At 60.0% G+C, this 13,457-nt stretch carries 15 protein-coding genes; 8 read left to right on the top strand and 7 right to left on the bottom strand.

The annotated features are described in order from the left end of the window. Positions 1 to 124 precede the first annotated feature (124 nt). Positions 125 to 433 carry an RcnB family protein gene (locus NK667_RS14390; protein WP_054615182.1) on the top strand — a complete coding sequence of 103 codons (309 nt, stop codon included), beginning with the start codon at positions 125 to 127 and terminating at the stop codon, positions 431 to 433. A gap of 34 nt (positions 434 to 467) precedes the next feature. On the opposite strand, the gene NK667_RS14385 is transcribed toward NK667_RS14390, so the two are convergent. Beyond that, complete coding sequence (locus NK667_RS14385; RefSeq protein WP_054615181.1) at positions 468 to 1,541, bottom strand: sensor domain-containing diguanylate cyclase; 1,074 nt, start codon at positions 1,539 to 1,541, stop codon at positions 468 to 470. 173 nt (positions 1,542 to 1,714) lie between these two features. Between NK667_RS14385 and NK667_RS14380 the strand changes: the two genes are divergently transcribed. The 4 genes from NK667_RS14380 (at position 1,715) to dmeF (ending at position 3,755) form a co-directional block, all read left to right on the top strand. Continuing rightward, positions 1,715 to 2,053, top strand: coding sequence for an FKBP-type peptidyl-prolyl cis-trans isomerase (locus NK667_RS14380; protein ID WP_054054439.1), 339 nt, complete (start codon positions 1,715 to 1,717; stop codon positions 2,051 to 2,053). A gap of 136 nt (positions 2,054 to 2,189) precedes the next feature. Further along, positions 2,190 to 2,429, top strand: coding sequence for an HAD family hydrolase (locus NK667_RS14375; RefSeq protein ID WP_236708594.1), 240 nt, complete (start codon positions 2,190 to 2,192; stop codon positions 2,427 to 2,429). A gap of 117 nt (positions 2,430 to 2,546) precedes the next feature. Next, the gene (locus NK667_RS14370) at positions 2,547 to 2,822 is read left to right on the top strand and encodes a metal/formaldehyde-sensitive transcriptional repressor (RefSeq protein ID WP_054054437.1); all 276 of its coding nucleotides are present in this window, start codon (positions 2,547 to 2,549) and stop codon (positions 2,820 to 2,822) included. Positions 2,823 to 2,834: 12 nt separating this feature from the next. Continuing rightward, on the top strand, positions 2,835 to 3,755 hold the full coding sequence (gene dmeF / locus NK667_RS14365) for a CDF family Co(II)/Ni(II) efflux transporter DmeF (protein ID WP_054054435.1): 921 nt from the start codon (positions 2,835 to 2,837) through the stop codon (positions 3,753 to 3,755). Between the two features lie 3 nt (positions 3,756 to 3,758). Here dmeF and NK667_RS14360 read toward each other — a convergent pair whose 3' ends face one another. Next, positions 3,759 to 4,877 carry a cytochrome P450 gene (locus tag NK667_RS14360; RefSeq protein WP_054615179.1) on the bottom strand — a complete coding sequence of 373 codons (1,119 nt, stop codon included), beginning with the start codon at positions 4,875 to 4,877 and terminating at the stop codon, positions 3,759 to 3,761. A gap of 82 nt (positions 4,878 to 4,959) precedes the next feature. Between NK667_RS14360 and NK667_RS14355 the strand changes: the two genes are divergently transcribed. Then, the gene (locus NK667_RS14355) at positions 4,960 to 5,718 is read left to right on the top strand and encodes an ArsR/SmtB family transcription factor (protein WP_054615178.1); all 759 of its coding nucleotides are present in this window, start codon (positions 4,960 to 4,962) and stop codon (positions 5,716 to 5,718) included. On the opposite strand, the gene NK667_RS14350 is transcribed toward NK667_RS14355, so the two are convergent. Further along, positions 5,664 to 6,005 (bottom strand): hypothetical protein, encoded by a 342-nt coding sequence (locus tag NK667_RS14350; RefSeq protein ID WP_054054428.1) that lies wholly within the window; start codon positions 6,003 to 6,005, stop codon positions 5,664 to 5,666. The genes NK667_RS14355 and NK667_RS14350 overlap by 55 nt on opposite strands. A gap of 157 nt (positions 6,006 to 6,162) precedes the next feature. Between NK667_RS14350 and NK667_RS14345 the strand changes: the two genes are divergently transcribed. Then, positions 6,163 to 7,383: a putative DNA modification/repair radical SAM protein gene (locus NK667_RS14345; protein ID WP_054615177.1), complete on the top strand. Its 1,221-nt coding sequence runs from the start codon at positions 6,163 to 6,165 to the stop codon at positions 7,381 to 7,383. Beyond that, complete coding sequence (locus NK667_RS14340) at positions 7,380 to 8,222, top strand: TIGR03915 family putative DNA repair protein (protein ID WP_054615176.1); 843 nt, start codon at positions 7,380 to 7,382, stop codon at positions 8,220 to 8,222. The genes NK667_RS14345 and NK667_RS14340 overlap by 4 nt, the downstream gene beginning before the upstream one ends. A 200-nt stretch (positions 8,223 to 8,422) precedes the next feature. On the opposite strand, the gene NK667_RS14335 is transcribed toward NK667_RS14340, so the two are convergent. From NK667_RS14335 to NK667_RS14320, 4 genes are all read right to left on the bottom strand, one after another. Then, positions 8,423 to 9,442 (bottom strand): branched-chain amino acid aminotransferase, encoded by a 1,020-nt coding sequence (locus NK667_RS14335; RefSeq protein WP_054615175.1) that lies wholly within the window; start codon positions 9,440 to 9,442, stop codon positions 8,423 to 8,425. Between the two features lie 297 nt (positions 9,443 to 9,739). Continuing rightward, positions 9,740 to 11,122, bottom strand: coding sequence for a dihydrolipoyl dehydrogenase (gene lpdA / locus NK667_RS14330; protein WP_054615174.1), 1,383 nt, complete (start codon positions 11,120 to 11,122; stop codon positions 9,740 to 9,742). Positions 11,123 to 11,125: 3 nt separating this feature from the next. Continuing rightward, complete coding sequence (locus NK667_RS14325; RefSeq protein ID WP_054615173.1) at positions 11,126 to 12,397, bottom strand: dihydrolipoamide acetyltransferase family protein; 1,272 nt, start codon at positions 12,395 to 12,397, stop codon at positions 11,126 to 11,128. Beyond that, a complete protein-coding gene (locus NK667_RS14320) occupies positions 12,398 to 13,456 on the bottom strand; it encodes an alpha-ketoacid dehydrogenase subunit beta (RefSeq protein ID WP_054054417.1) in 1,059 nt (352 codons plus the stop codon). Position 13,457 lies beyond the last annotated feature (1 nt).

Below are 13,457 nucleotides of genomic sequence, written 5' to 3'. Positions count from 1 at the left end.
GGGTTTGACTGCTGTCGGCCGCGCTGGCTGATTGCTTGGCTTACAGTCTGTATGAATGGTTTCGAATGTTTGATGGTGGTCGTGGTCCCACTTCGAACACCGCATTTTTTATAGAGGTTCACCGATGAACAGCAAAACCCTTATCGCCAGCCTCGCCCTTGTCGCCGGCATCGCCACTATCAGCCCCATCGTCCAGGCCGCAGATCCACCCCAGAAAACCGTCCAGCCCGGCGTCAACAATTCCCGCAGCCTGGTGAAAGGCGACCGCGCACCGGACATGTATCAACGCAGCGAAAAAGCCGTGAAGAACTGGAAGGCCAAAGGCCTGAAGGCGCCGTCGGCTGATGCGCAGTGGGTGCAGATCAATGACAAGTACATGATGGTGAAGATCACGAACGGGACGATTGTGGATGTCACGCCGGTAGAGCGGTAAGCGGCGCAGCTAGCGTCTTGGCGCGTGTTCGGAGTTATTCACTATGAGCACGCGCCGGGCTGATAGCCCCCAACCGATACTGATTATTCCCACTGCGCTTCGCCTCATACATCGCCAGATCCGCAATATGAATCAGCCGATCCATGCTCGGCGCATGATCCGGGAACACCGCGACCCCAAGACTGGTGCCGATGTGCCGCTGATCGTTGCCGATCGTTACCGGCGGTGAAAGCTCGATGAAAATGTTCTGACAGATGCTGCGCGCTTCGTCCTGCAAGTTGATGCCTGTGGGCAAGCCTTGCAGGATGACCACGAATTCGTCGCCGCCAATCCGGGCGACAGTGTCGGTTGCGCGCAGGATTTTTTTCAGCCGTGTGGCTGTGGTAACCAACACCCGATCGCCCGCCGCATGACCGTAATGGTCATTGATGGCCTTGAATCCATTGAGGTCGACAAACACCAGCGCCACCCGTGTTGCGCTAATCCGCGCCTGCTCAAGTGCTTCGGACAAGCGTTCTTCCAGGACAATGCGATTGGGTAGGCCGGTCAGCGGGTCGTAGTGGGCCAGGTGTTGCAGGTAACTGGCCGAGGCTTTTTCTTCGGTGATGTCGCGCACCACGCCCATCATTTTGATCGTGGTGTCGTGATCGTTCTTCACCACATTGCCGGTTTCGCGCAGCCAACGGATGGTGCCGTCCGGCCAGACCACACGGTATTCCTCGTCATGGTTCTCGCCGGTTTCCAGGCAACGTAATTCACCGGCACGGACCTTGACCCGGTCGTCCGGGTGCACGCAGGAGCAGAACAAGGTGTAGGAGGGCGTGACTTCGCCAATCTTGAACCCGAACATGCCGTAGATCGCCTCCGACCAGTAGAGCTTGTCGGTGTCCACGTCCCAGTCCCACGTGCCGATACGCGCGAAGTACTGGCTGCGCTTGAAGCGTTCAGCGTCACCGTCCAGGTGAATGTTTTGTCCTTTGGACAGGCTGGCAATCAAGGCACGGCATTCGGTCAACTGCTGTTGCAGGGAATACTGGCGCCAGAGCAACGCGACCAGCAGGGCAAGCATCACTGAGCCAATGGCAGCGCTGATCCAGAGGAAACTCATTCAGGAATGGCCGTCATGACATGTTCAACCGTGGGGGTGATGGTGCTTATCTTAGTTCAGGCTGACGAGCGTAAATAGATCCAAACCGCGCCGAACGGTTGCCAATTGCTCGCAAATCTGGGAAAACGACGCCCATAAGCCCTACCGAGGGAATGAACAGACGAGTGCATGTAATGAATGATGAGCTTCAGGTAATCGACCTTGAACCGGGTGATGGCAAAGCAGCGGTCAAAGGCGCGCTGATCACCACGCAATATCGTGGGTGGCTGGAAGACGGTACCGAGTTCGATTCTTCCTACAGCCGAGGCAAACCTTTTCAGTGTGTGATCGGGACTGGGCGGGTGATCAAGGGCTGGGACCAGGGAATTATGGGCATGCAAGTGGGCGGTAAGCGCAAGCTGCTGGTGCCGGCGCATTTGGCGTATGCCGAACGCACGATGGGCGCGATTCCGCCGAATTCGAATCTGGTTTTCGAGATTGAATTGCTGGAAGTGCTGACGCGGGATGATTGATGGATTGCCCGTGGTTTGAAACGAAAAAACCCGCCATCTCGGTGAAATGAGGGCGGGTTTTTTGTTGTGTTGGGGAAGAAGATCAAAAGATCGCAGCCTTCGGCAAAGCCCCTTTTGCGAACAGGAGGTTCCAAGCGTGATTGAATTCAAAGTCATGAGACTGCTGGCATCCCTTGCGAAGCCGCCATCCCGTGTGTTCATGATTGGCGATAAACGTGATGACATGGTGGTCGCCCAGCGCAATGCGGTGATCCCGGTAGGGGCACTTTGGGGCTATGGATCCGTCGATGAATTGAAGGACAGTGGAGCGCTCGCCCTCGCCGACACACATTGGACATCACCTGGCGTTGTCGAAGGCTTGCTGCCGACAATTTGACCAGAAGCAACATAGCCTCAATACGCTACCCGCTCTCGCATGTGTTTCCAGTAACACCTTGCCACTCCCAGTCATATGAACGACCATGCTTGCCGTATAGGGATAGGGGGTATAGGTATGTCGCATATTCACGAACACAAAGACGATCTGCTCAACCGCGTCCGACGCATCGCCGGGCAGGTGCAAGCGGTGGAGAAGGCGCTGGAATCCGACGCTGACTGTGCCAAGACCCTCCACCTGGTCGCGGCGATCCGTGGCGCGGTCAACGGTTTGATGGATCAGTTCATCGACGCCCACGCCCGTGAGCACGTGGCCCATCCCGATCTCAGCAACGAACAGCGCGCCCAAGGCGTGGAAGAGTTGCTGCAAGCCATCCGCCGTTACTCGAAATAGAGGCCGATCACCATGACGCTGACACCTCAGGTTGCATCCTTCACGCATAACCACATGTTTCTCGGCGCTTCCCATGATGAAAATGGCCGCCGCACGTTGTGGGTGGTGGCGCTGACGTTTGTGATGATGATTGGAGAGATCGCCGCCGGTTACATGACGGGTTCCATGGCGCTGCTGGCAGACGGTTTTCACATGGCGACCCATGCCGTGGCCCTTGGCATCGCGGCGGCGGCCTATGGGTTTGCCCGGCGCCACGCCAGTAATGCGCGATTCAGCTTTGGCACGGGCAAGGTCGGTGATCTGGCCGGTTTTGCCTCGGCAATGGTGCTGGGGCTGGTGTCGCTCGGGATCGCTGGCGAGTCGATTCTGCGGCTGTTTCAACCGACCACCGTGGCCTTCACTGAAGCGACGATTATTGCGGTGGTGGGGCTGGCGGTGAACATCGTCAGTGCATTCCTGCTGGCGGGACATCATGGGCCTCACGGTCATGATCACGGCCACGACCATGGACACCATCACGACAACAATCTGCGTTCTGCCTACATCCACGTCCTGGCCGATGCCCTGACCTCGATCCTGGCCATCGCCGCATTGTTGGCCGGCCGCTATCTGGGCTGGGTCTGGCTTGATCCGGTAATGGGCATTGTCGGCGCCGTTGTCATCGCGAAATGGGCCTATGGCCTGATGCGCGACAGCGCCGCCGTGCTGCTCGATACCACCGATGAACACGTGGCTGGGGAAATTCGCGAATTGCTGGAATCGTCCGGGGACGTGACCATCAGCGACCTGCACGTCTGGCAGGTCGGTCCCGAGGCGCGAGCAGCGATTGTCAGTGTGGTGACGGCGGCCAGTGTCAGCGCCGACGCCATTCGCGAACGCCTGTCTTCAGTTCACGAGTTGTCTCACCTGACGGTGGAACACCGCATTGCGTAACGATCAAGATTGGGCCTCGCTGAAAAGCGCAATCCGACCATTCAGGGAAGGGCGGTAGTGCCAGGTCAAACCGTCCAGCTTGGGTTTTATCGCCAGTATCTGCGTCAACGTTGCGCTGGCGATGCTCAAGGCCAGCGTCTGCCCGGGACATTGATGGCGGCCGCTGCCGAAGGTGAAGCTGCGACGATTCGGACGGTCGAGGATGAACGCGTCGGGGTTGTCGTTCAGCAGCGGATCGCGGTTGGCCGAGGCCAGCAGCACCAGGATTGTATCGCCGGGCTCCAGGCGCACGCCGTCGATTTCACAAGACGCGGCGACGAAGCGGCGGGTGTTTTGAACCGATGGATCGAAGCGCTGGGTTTCTGCGATCAGGTCGTCGGTGAAGGGTAAGTCGCGTTGCAATGACGGGTTTCGAATCAACGCCACCAATGCGTTGCCGATCAACCCGGCCGTGGCTTCATAGGTTTGCGAACACAGCCCGATCAGGTTGGCGATCAGCATTTCATTATCCGAATACGTGAATCGCTGCTTGATGCCGTTCAACAGCGAACTCTGCGCATCCGGATCCTCCAGCAATTCGATGAAATACCCCCGCAACTGTTCAGCCGCTCCGTGGGCAGCGTCCAGTTGAACGGGGCTGCTCAACGGCGACAGGCAAGCCACGAAATCGGCGGTCAACTCGCTGACAAATCGTGCCTGGGCGGGTGAGAACCCCAACAACGCTGCCACCACGCCGACCGGACCGCGAAACATCGCTTTGGACAAACCCTCCGCATCCGCAGTGATCAAACGCGCACTGACCAACGCCTGCACTTCCTTCACATCAATCAATGCAAGCCCCGGCTCAATCGCCGACCGAGGGCAATGCTGCCGTTCACCCTCGTTCATGCGCATCAACCGGCCAAACACCTCGCCAGCCAACCCGTCAGCAATCGACTTGGGCACCGGTTCAGTTGACGGACGCACGTGGCAATCCGGATGCGCCAGCACCGCCGCCACGGTCGCGGCACTGCTGGCCACCCACAGTTTCAGTCCTTGATGAAAAACCAGTCCGCCCTCGGCGCGTAGTTGTGCGTAATAGGGATAAGGATCGGCATGAGTCGCAGCGATGATCGGGTCCATGGGTCGCAGCCTTGTTCGTGGTGGGGAAAGTGTTGCTACTATCTCCAGTTCACAAGGGCCTTGATTCGTCCGGGAGCGAAATATGAACGTTGAACAACACGACATCGGCGTCTCTCAAGTGGCAGCTGCGATTGCGGAGCCGGCCCGGACGAAAATCCTCTGTTCGCTAATGGACGGCCACGCCCGCACCAGCACCGAGCTGGCGACCATTGCAGAGGTCAGTGCCTCCACGGCCAGCGCGCACCTGGCCAAACTCAAGGAACTGGCACTGTTGCGGCTGCACGTTCAGGGCCGCCATCGTTATTACAGCCTCGCTGACAAACGGGTGGCTCAGGCGCTGGAAGCCTTGATGGTGATTGGCCAGAACGCCGCGCCGACCTTCAACCCGCGCACGCCGGATCGCCTGCAATTCGCCCGCACCTGCTACGACCATATGGCCGGCACCTTGGCGGTGTTGCTGCACGACCGGATGATTGAGGCGGGGTGGGTGCTGGAAACCGACGAGCAGGTTTATCAACTGAGCGACAGCGGCGAAGCGTTTTTCGAAGGGTTGGGTATCGAGGTCAAGGATTTGAGCACGAAGCGTCGCCGCTTCGCCTGCCCGTGCCTGGACTGGAGCGTGCGCCGGCCGCATCTGGGCGGCTCGCTGGGGGCGGCGTTGTTGCAGGTGGCGATCAAGCGTAAATGGGTGACCCAGGACCTGGACAGTCGGGCATTGGCGTTGACGGCGGTGGGGCGCAAGGAGATGGGCGCGCGGTTTGAGCTGGTGCTGCCCACCGATCTTTCCTACGCCCGGAAATCCCAGACATACTCGACCACCCGCACCGCCAGCACCAGGTAGATCAAAAATAAAATCACCTGGAACGCCGTGTGATACGGCAGTCGGGACAAGCGCCGCAAACCGTCGCTGACATTGAGCAGCATCAGCAGCGCCGATACCGCGATCAGCGCCCAGCCCGCCACATCCGAGGTGAGCAGCCCCATGTACGGATGGTGCTCGCTGTGCAACGCATTGGTGCCCGCCGCGAATAGCAACGCGCAGACCAGCAGATTCTTGATGTTGTCGAACACCTGCGTGGTGAAGTCGGTGTCCAGCAAGGCCAGATACTTTCGCCAGAGTTTGCCCATGGTTTCCTGACACCTGTCGATTGCGAGTGCACGGGCAAGTCTAGTGACGAATCGGGCATAGCGTCGATTTCATCCTGTCCGATGAGAGGTGCGTTGATGGCTTGTGCACGAAAGGCCGACTCTATACTGTATATCCGAACAGTATCAGGCATTGACCATGGAACTCATCGACAAGCTCAGCATTCTCGCCGACGCGGCCAAGTACGACGCGTCCTGCGCCAGCAGCGGGGCGCCCAAGCGCAGTTCCGAGGGCAAGAGCGGCTTGGGCTCCACCGATGGCATGGGCATTTGCCACAGCTACACGCCGGACGGGCGTTGTGTCTCGCTGCTGAAAATCCTGCTGACCAATTTCTGTCTCTACGATTGCCAGTATTGCGTCAACCGCCGTTCCAGCGATGTGCCCCGGGCGCGCTTCACGCCTGAAGAAGTGGTCACGCTGACCATGGATTTCTACCGGCGCAACTGCGTCAGCGGCTTGTTTTTAAGTTCCGGGATCATCCGCTCGGCGGACTACACCATGGAGCAGTTGATCCGCGTGGCCAAGTTGCTGCGCGAAGACCACGAGTTCCGGGGCTACATCCACCTCAAGACCATCCCCGAAGCTGATCCGGCGCTGATCGAGGAAGCGGGGCGCTATGCCGACCGGCTGAGCGTCAACATCGAACTGCCCACCGACGCCAGCCTGCAAACCCTGGCCCCGGAAAAGCAATTGGGCTCGATCAAACAAGCGATGCAAACCATCTACACCGGCGAACAAACCGTGCTCAACGAACCTAGGGCGCCGAAATTCGCCCCAGCGGGACAGAGCACGCAGATGATCGTCGGCGCCGATGACACCGACGACAGCACCATTTTGCATAGCGCCCAGGCGCTGTATGGCAACTACCGTCTGCGTCGGGTGTATTACTCGGCGTTCAGCCCGATCCCCAACAGTCCGAAAAGCGTGCCGCTCGCCGCGCCGCCGCTGATGCGCGAACACCGCTTGTATCAGGCCGATTTTCTGTTGCGCAGCTACGGATTCACTGCTGGCGAGTTGTTCAAGGGGCCCGGGCACCTGGCGCTGGACATTGACCCGAAACTGGCCTGGGCATTGGAGAATCGGGAGGTGTTTCCACTGGATCTCAACCGCGCAGCGGCGTCATTGATTGCGCGCATTCCCGGGATTGGCCTGCGCACCACCGAACGGCTGGTGGAACTGCGCCAGCAACGGCACATTCGCTACGAAGACCTGGCACGCATGCGCTGCGTATTGGCCAAGGCCAAGCCATTCATCATTACCAGCGATTACCACCCGCAGCAGGCCGAAGTCACCAGTCACTTGCTGTATCAACAACTGCGTGACCGGCCGCAGCCGCAACAGATGGGATTATGGGGATGATCAATCTGGATTGCGACGACCTGTTCGAGACCTGGCGTCAGCAGGCCCGTTGGCTGCTCAGTCATGAGGTCGATCCGAGTCTGGTCAGTTGGGCGTCGGAGGGTGTCACTGATCTGTTCGCCAGCGATGATGCGCCGCCCGAGGGCAATGGTCCGTTTCAGGCGCGAATCCCGCTGGCGTTGCTGGGTATTCTTGAAAGCGCCGCACGCTATCGCGGCGATCAACGTTGGAGTTTGCTGTATGAGGTGTTGTGGCGGGTCAGTCATGGCGACCGCACGGCGATGCTGGCCGGCGATAAGCTCGGCAGCGAACTGCAACGGCGAATCAAGCAAGTGCAGCGCGAAGCCCATCACCTGCATGCGTTCGTGCGTTTTGTCGAGCGGCCTCAAGCCAGCGAAGGCCCGCAATATGTCGCGTGGCATGAGCCGGCGCACGACATCCTGCACAGCGCCAGCGAGCATTTTGTCGCCCGAATGGGCCGCCACCGCTGGCTGATCGCCACGCCTCGCGACGGGGTCTACTACGATGGCCAACAGTTGATTCACCAACGCCAATGCCCGATTGAATGGCAACGGCTGGCGCAGAACGTTGACGATCCTCACGGTGATATGTGGCTGACCTACTACAGCCACATCTTCAACCCGGCGCGGCTGAATCCGAAGGTGATGCAGGGGCATCTGCCGGCGAGGTTCTGGAAGAATTTGCCTGAGGGGGCGTTGATTCCGGGGTTGATTACTCAGGCGCGTACCGGGAAACAGCAGGATGGGCAGGCCAGTGGGATCAAGGGAAGGGGCGGTAAGCGGATTGCGCTGGGAGAAAACAGACACGGTTCTGCGTGAACACAGAATATGTGTTCGACCGGGATTAGTGTGGGAGCGGGCTTGCTCGCGAAGGCGGCGTATCAGTCACATCTATGTTGGATGTACCGGCCTCTTCGCGAGCAAGCCCGCTCCCACAGGGGATCTCTATTGCCTTCGGACCTCATAAAAAAGCCCCCCATTGCCAGGCAATGGAGGGCTTTTGTGCAGCTGGCGTCAGGTCAAACCTTGACGATCCAGCCCGCTGGCGCTTCGATGTCGCCGGTTTGTACACCGGTCAGCTCTTTGTAGAGCTTCTGGGTGACCGGGCCGACTTCGGTTTCGCTGTGGAACACGTGCAGGTGGTCGTTGTAGCTGATGCCGCCGATCGGGGTGATCACGGCAGCCGTACCGCAAGCGCCGGCTTCCTTGAAGTCCGACAGCTTGTCGATCAACACGTCGCCTTCGACCACTTCCAGGCCCAGACGCGATTTAGCCAGCTCGATCAACGACAGACGGGTGATGCCCGGCAGTACCGACGGCGAGTTCGGGGTGACGAACTTGTTGTCGTGAGTGATCCCGAAGAAGTTGGCCGAGCCGACTTCCTCGATTTTGGTGTGGGTCATCGGGTCCAGGTAGATGCAGTCGGCAAAGTGCGCCTTCTTGGCCTGGGAGCCAGGCATCAGGCTGGCGGCGTAGTTGCCACCGACCTTGGCCGCGCCGGTGCCTTGTGGGGCTGCGCGGTCATAGCTGGAGATCAGGAAGTTGTGCGGGGTCAGGCCACCCTTGAAGTAGGCGCCGACCGGAATGCAGAAAATCGAGAAGATGAACTCGGGGGCGGTACGCACGCCGATGTTGTCACCCACGCCGATCACGAACGGACGCAGGTACAGCGCGCCGCCGGTGCCGTAAGGCGGAATGAAACGCTCGTTGGCGCGAACCACGGCTTTGCAGGCTTCGATGAACTGCTCGGTTTCGACGAACGGCATCAGCAGGCGTGCACAGCTGCGCTGCATGCGCAGGGCGTTCTGGTCCGGGCGGAACAGGTTGATCGAGCCGTCCTTGCAACGATAGGCCTTCATGCCTTCGAAGCACTGCTGGCCATAGTGAAGGGCAGTCGAGCCTTCGCTGATGTGCAGCACGTTATCTTCGGTCAGGGTGCCTGCGTCCCACTCGCCATTGCGCCAGTACGACAGATAGCGTTTGTCGGTCTTGATGTAGTCAAAACCCAGCTTGTCCCAGTTGATGCTTTCGTTACCCATGACACCCTCTATCACTTAACAACCGCCGAAACGGTTCAAGGCTTCTGACGTTTTTTGGATGGGGACAACAATACTTCATTCCGGGGTGGTTTCGCAGCCCGGAATTCGATCTCCACGACCATCGATGCTCTCGACGTAGCAGCTGTCGAGCGGAGCGAGGCAGCGTTCGGCGACGAAGTCGTCGTAATTCGGCTGACTCGGTCTGCCTGAAAAAACGCGATCAATGGTTTTGCGACGACTTCGTCGCCGAACGCTGCCTCGCGGTGCTCGACAGCTGCTACAGGGATCGGTGTGGTTTTAGAGGTGCAGCGCATGTCCCAAAGCACGCAACGCCGCTTCCTGCACCGCCTCACCCAGCGTCGGATGCGCATGGATGGTGCCGGCGATGTCTTCCAGCCGTGCGCCCATTTCCAGGCTCTGGCCGAACGCCGTTGACAACTCCGACACGCCAACACCCACCGCTTGCCAGCCCACAATCAGGTGATTGTCCCGACGAGCGATCACCCGCACGAAGCCGGTTTTCGATTCCAGCGTCATCGCCCGGCCATTCGCTGCGAACGGGAAGCTGGAAACGATGCAGTCCAGGCCGGCAGCTTTCGCCTCGTCCGGAGTCTTGCCGACCACCACCAGTTCCGGGTCGGTGAAGCACACGGCGGCAATGGCGGTAGGGTTGAACTCGCGGGTTTTGCCGCTGATCAGCTCGGCGACCATCTCGCCCTGGGCCATGGCCCGGTGCGCGAGCATCGGTTCGCCGCTCAGGTCGCCGATGGCGTAGACGTTGCGCATACTGGTCTGGCAGCGGTTGTCGATCTTGATCGCCGAACCGTTCATCGCCAGATTCAGGCCTTCGAGGTTCCAGCCCTGGGTGTTCGGCTTGCGGCCGACTGCGACCAATACCTGATCGGTTTCCAGATTCAAAATGTCGCCATCCGGATCCTGAACTTGCAGTGTATTACTAGCTGAATCAAAGCCTTGAACGCTGTGTTTCAAGTAAAGCTTCACGCCGAGTTGCTTCAGCGCTTCGTGCACCGGATGCGTCAGTTCGGCGTCATAAGCTGGCAGGATGCGATCCTGAGCCTCGACCACGCTGACCTCGGCGCCGAGCTTGCGATAGGCAATCCCCAGCTCCAAGCCGATGTACCCGCCGCCGACCACGATCAGCCGTTTAGGCACGGACTTCGGTGCCAGCGCCTCGGTGGACGAAATGATCGGCCCGCCAATCGGCAGCATCGGCAGGTTCACGCTTTTCGAACCGGTGGCCAGCACCAGGTGTTCGCATTGAATCCGCGTGTCACCGACTTCAACGGTCTTGCCGTCGATCACCTTCGCCCAGCCTTGAATGACTTGGACCTTGTGCTTCTTCAGCAGCGCCGAGACGCCAGTGGTCAGGCGATCAACGATGCCATCCTTCCACTCGACGCTTTTGGTGATGTCGAGGGTCGGCGCCGAAACGCTGATGCCCAGGGCTGAATGCTGACTGTGATGCTGTGTCTGGTGAAATTGTTCGGCAACGTGAATCAGCGCCTTCGATGGAATGCAGCCGATGTTCAGGCAGGTGCCGCCCAACGATTCGCCTTCCACCAGAATGGTCGAGATGCCCAGCTGGCCGGCACGAATCGCCGTCACATAACCGCCAGGACCGCCGCCGATGATCAGCAGCGTGGTGTTCAAGTTTTGCATCTCTTACTCCACGAACAGGGTGGCGGGTTGTTCGAGCAGGCCACGAATGGCCTGGATGAATTGCGCCGCGTCCATGCCATCGACCACGCGGTGATCGAAGGAGCTGGAGAGGTTCATCATCTTGCGAATCACGATCTGGCCTTTGACTACCATCGGGCGTTCGACGATTTTGTTCACGCCGACGATCGCCACTTCCGGCAGGTTCAAAACGGGCGTGCTGACAATGCCGCCCAACGCGCCGAGGCTGGTCAGGGTGATGGTCGAGCCGGACAGCTCATCGCGGCTGGCCTTGCCATTACGCGCGGCGGTGGCCAAGCGCGAGATTTCCTGCGCGCTGTCCCACAAGCTGCGAGCTTCGGCGTGACGCACCACCGGCACCATCAAGCCAATATCGCTTTGGGTGGCGACGCCGACATGCACCGCGCCAAGGCGGGTGATGACCTGGGCTTCGTCGTCGTAACGGGCGTTGATCTGCGGGAAGTCACGCAGGGCAACCACCAGGGCACGAACCAGGAACGGCAGCAAAGTCAGCTTGCCGCGAGTCGCGCCATGTTTTTCGTTCAGGTGGGCGCGCAGTTCTTCCACGGCGGTGACGTCGATTTCTTCGACATAACTGAAGTGTGCGGCGCGCTGGGTGGCGTCCTGCATGCGCTGGGCGATTTTGCGGCGCATGCCGATCACCGGGATTTGCTGTTCGCCGGTGCGCTGGGCGTACGCCGCCACCGGTGCCGAGGCATTCGACTCACCTTGAGCCAGGTACGCGTCGAGGTCTTCATGCAGCACGCGACCAGCAGGGCCAGTGCCACGCACCAGGCGCAACTGGATGCCGAGGTCCAGCGCATGTTTGCGCACGGCCGGCGAGGCCAGCGGACGTTCGTCGGCTTCACGGGCAACCATCGGGCCCTGACAAACCGCTGGGCGTGGCGCTGCTACAGGCTTGCTTTCAGCGACGGCTTCAACTTTTGCAGGCGCTGCAACCGGTGCTTCTTTAACAGCAGCAACAGGCTGCGCGGACTCTTTAACGTTGCCCGCGCCTTCGACTTCAATGCTGATCAGAATGCTGCCGACCGCCATGACCTCGCCAGGCTGGCCGCCCAACGCAATCACCTTGCCGTGCACCGGCGAAGGGATGTCGACTATCGCCTTGTCGGTCATCACATCGGCCAGCACCTGATCTTCGACGACCATGTCGCCAACCTTGACGTGCCACACCGTCAATTCAACTTCTGCAATGCCTTCACCAATGTCCGGCATTTTAATAACGTGCGTGCCCATTCAGACCTCCATAACCCGTTTCAACGCCGCGCCCACTCGGGACGGCCCTGGGAAATACGCCCACTCTTGCGCGTGCGGGTAGGGAGTGTCCCAACCGGTGACGCGTTCGATCGGCGCTTCCAGGTAGTGGAAGCAATGCTCTTGCACCAGCGCGACCAGCTCCGCACCGAAACCGCAAGTACGGGTGGCTTCGTGAACGATCACGCAGCGACCGGTTTTCTTCACGGATTTGACGATGGTTTCAAGGTCCAGCGGCCACAGGCTGCGTAGGTCGATGACTTCCGCGTCGACACCGCTTTCTTCAGCGGCGACTTGCGACACATAGACCGTGGTGCCGTAGGTCAGGATGGTCACTTCCTTGCCCGGGCGGGCGATGGCGGCGACGTCCAGTGGCACGGTGTAGTAGCCGTCCGGCACTTGCGCGGCCGGGTGCTTCGACCACGGGGTTACCGGGCGGTCGTGGTGGCCGTCGAACGGGCCGTTGTAGAGGCGTTTTGGCTCGAGGAAGATCACCGGGTCATCGTTTTCGATGGAGGCGATCAGCAAGCCTTTGGCATCGTAGGGATTGGACGGCATGACCGTGCGCAAGCCGCAGACCTGAGTGAACATCGCCTCGATGCTCTGGCTGTGGGTCTGGCCGCCGTAGATGCCGCCGCCGCAAGGCATGCGCAGCGTCATCGGAGCGGTGAACTCACCGGCCGAGCGATAACGCAGGCGCGCGGCTTCGGAAATGATCTGGTCCGACGCCGGGTACACGTAGTCGGCGAACTGAATCTCGGCCACCGGGCGCAGACCGTAGGCGCCCATGCCCACCGCGACGCCGACGATCCCGCTTTCGGAGATCGGCGCATCGAAGACGCGGGAGGTGCCGTACTTGCTCTGCAAGCCTTCGGTGCAACGGAACACGCCGCCGAAGTAACCCACGTCCTGACCGAATACGACGACGTTGTCGTCGCGCTCAAGCATCACGTCCATGGCCGAGCGCAGGGCCTGGATCATGGTCATGGTGGTCGTGGTCATGGCGGTTTCCAATTCAATGCTGGTGTTGTGGTCGTTCATG

It is taken from the genome of Pseudomonas nunensis, from assembly GCF_024296925.1.
GTDB lineage: Bacteria > Pseudomonadota > Gammaproteobacteria > Pseudomonadales > Pseudomonadaceae > Aquipseudomonas > Aquipseudomonas nunensis.
This window is presented reverse-complemented; position numbering and strand designations above follow the sequence as displayed.

What these genes read in the sequence shown, in the direction of transcription:
- NK667_RS14360 (WP_054615179.1), bottom strand. Translation starts at nt 4,877, where the DNA reads ATGGACCCGATCATCGCTGCGACTCATGCCGATCCTTATCCCTATTAC.
- lpdA (WP_054615174.1), bottom strand. Translation starts at nt 11,122, where the DNA reads ATGCAAAACTTGAACACCACGCTGCTGATCATCGGCGGCGGTCCTGGC.
- NK667_RS14370 (WP_054054437.1), top strand. Translation starts at nt 2,547, where the DNA reads ATGTCGCATATTCACGAACACAAAGACGATCTGCTCAACCGCGTCCGA.
- dmeF (WP_054054435.1), top strand. Translation starts at nt 2,835, where the DNA reads ATGACGCTGACACCTCAGGTTGCATCCTTCACGCATAACCACATGTTT.
- NK667_RS14355 (WP_054615178.1), top strand. Translation starts at nt 4,960, where the DNA reads ATGAACGTTGAACAACACGACATCGGCGTCTCTCAAGTGGCAGCTGCG.
- NK667_RS14325 (WP_054615173.1), bottom strand. Translation starts at nt 12,397, where the DNA reads ATGGGCACGCACGTTATTAAAATGCCGGACATTGGTGAAGGCATTGCA.
- NK667_RS14390 (WP_054615182.1), top strand. Translation starts at nt 125, where the DNA reads ATGAACAGCAAAACCCTTATCGCCAGCCTCGCCCTTGTCGCCGGCATC.
- NK667_RS14385 (WP_054615181.1), bottom strand. Translation starts at nt 1,541, where the DNA reads ATGAGTTTCCTCTGGATCAGCGCTGCCATTGGCTCAGTGATGCTTGCC.
- NK667_RS14380 (WP_054054439.1), top strand. Translation starts at nt 1,715, where the DNA reads ATGAATGATGAGCTTCAGGTAATCGACCTTGAACCGGGTGATGGCAAA.
- NK667_RS14335 (WP_054615175.1), bottom strand. Translation starts at nt 9,442, where the DNA reads ATGGGTAACGAAAGCATCAACTGGGACAAGCTGGGTTTTGACTACATC.
- NK667_RS14345 (WP_054615177.1), top strand. Translation starts at nt 6,163, where the DNA reads ATGGAACTCATCGACAAGCTCAGCATTCTCGCCGACGCGGCCAAGTAC.
- NK667_RS14350 (WP_054054428.1), bottom strand. Translation starts at nt 6,005, where the DNA reads ATGGGCAAACTCTGGCGAAAGTATCTGGCCTTGCTGGACACCGACTTC.
- NK667_RS14320 (WP_054054417.1), bottom strand. Translation starts at nt 13,456, where the DNA reads ATGAACGACCACAACACCAGCATTGAATTGGAAACCGCCATGACCACG.
- NK667_RS14340 (WP_054615176.1), top strand. Translation starts at nt 7,380, where the DNA reads ATGATCAATCTGGATTGCGACGACCTGTTCGAGACCTGGCGTCAGCAG.